The sequence below is a fragment of the Metalysinibacillus jejuensis genome, assembly GCF_003057615.1.
Lineage (GTDB): Bacteria > Bacillota > Bacilli > Bacillales_A > Planococcaceae > Metalysinibacillus > Metalysinibacillus jejuensis.
Genome location: NZ_QAFW01000112.1, coordinates 1 through 1807, shown reverse-complemented (window position 1 = coordinate 1807; position 1807 = coordinate 1). Strand labels below are relative to the sequence as shown.

The following is a 1807-nucleotide window of genomic DNA, read 5'->3' as shown; positions in this document are numbered from 1 at the left end:
AGGCTGGGACAAAACCCTGCTTATAAATGAAAAGCCCTTGAACTTTTACATGGCGTAAAAGTTCAAGGGCTTTGATTTTTGTGGTTAAAAAAGAACACCTTCTGTTAAAATAAAGTCACCAAAACAAAACTCAACAGAAAGAAGTGTTCTTATGTTTAAAAATTATACCATGAATCAACTGATTTTGCCTCTAGATATTGAAATGAAATTACAAGCTAACGATATTGCTTTCCATGTCCACAACTTAGTGGAAAGTATTCCATACGAAGCATTCGCACCATTTCTTCGAAATGAGGGTTGTCCGGCTTATCATCCTCGTATGATGTTGAAAATTATTCTTTGCGCGTACACGCAGTCCGTTTTTTCAGGGCGTAAAATTGAAGCTTTACTCAAAGATAGTCTGCGTATGATGTGGTTAGCGCAAGGGTATGAACCCAGTTATCGTACAATTAATCGCTTCCGTGTTCATAAAGATATGAAGGAATTACTTCGTCAATGCTTTGTCCAATTCCGTTGCCAACTTGTCGAAACCAAACAGATTGATAACGAAGCGATTTTTATTGATGGTACGAAAATTGAAGCGAACGCCAATAAATTCACCTTTGTGTGGAAAAAAGCCATTGTACGTTACCAAACTAACCTTATTGAAAAATCGCAGGCGGTGTATGATGAATTACTTGACCAGTCGATTATCCCGGCAATTCAACGTGAAAACGAAGAAGAACTGACGCTACCTGAACTTGTCCAAGTCATTGAAGCTGTCGATGAGGTCGTCAAAGACTTTGATCAACAGATTGAAGCATCGACAGATGCGTCGGAAAGAAAACACCTGCGCCGCCAACGTAAACACCCGAAAGCCATGCGTAAAACATTGATTGACCTTGCATTACGTAAACAAAAATACGCCAAGGACATGACGATTTTTGGCACACGAAATAGTTATGCGAAGACAGACCAGGATGCCACTTTTATGCGGATGAAAGATGATTATATGAGAAATGGGCAGTTAAAAGCAGGGTATAACGTACAAATTGCGACTGAAGGACAGTATGCCCTTGCATATCAGATTTTCCCAAACCCTACGGATACCTTGACGTTACGCCCTTTTCTAGATGAAATTGAAGCAAACTATTTTACGTTACCTGAACATATTGTGGCAGATGCAGGCTACGGCAGCGAACAAAATTACGATGATATTCTGACGAATCGCAAGCGTGAAGCGCTCATAACGTACAACCTTTACCTACGTGAACAAAAGAAAAAGTATCAACAAAACCCCTTCAATACAGCTAACTGGCCCTATGATGAAACGACAGATAGCTATACCTGTCCTAACCAGCAAACGCTAGCGTTTCACCATTCCTCGGTCCGAACGGACCGAAACGGTTTCACGCGAACATTCAAGGTATACCAATGTGAAAATTGTACCGGCTGCCCTTTCCGTGCCTCCTGTACAAAAGCTAAGGAAGGGAATCATCGTACCTTAGTGGTGAATGAAAAATGGGAAAACCAAAAAAAATATGTAAAAGCGAAGCTTTCAGCGGAAAAAACAGGCGCGATTTACCGAAAACGTAAAATCGATGTTGAACCTGTTTTTGGTCACCTGAAAGCTAATTTGCGTTTCACTCGCTTCTCCGTTCGCGGCAAAGCGAAGGTTGCGAATGAAATGGGGCTAGCGTTGATGGCTGTGAACTTGCGAAAGTTCACAGCCAATCAATAAAAATACCTATAAAAAATTGAAAAAGAGAAATTGAGCGCACTCAATTTCTCTTTTTCTTTGGCTGAACACTAGTTATGTCCCAGCCTC

Annotated in this window: 1 protein-coding gene; it reads left to right on the top strand. The window is 40.8% G+C overall.

What is annotated here, in order from left to right; translation table 11 throughout:
- Positions 1–151 precede the first annotated feature (151 nt).
- Complete coding sequence (locus tag DDE80_RS14225) at positions 152–1720, top strand: IS1182 family transposase (RefSeq protein ID WP_108308596.1); 1569 nt, start codon at positions 152–154, stop codon at positions 1718–1720.
- Positions 1721–1807: the final 87 nt, after the last annotated feature.

Coding starts and splice junctions, on each gene's coding strand:
- DDE80_RS14225 (WP_108308596.1), top strand. CDS start 152: ATGTTTAAAAATTATACCATGAATCAACTGATTTTGCCTCTAGATATT.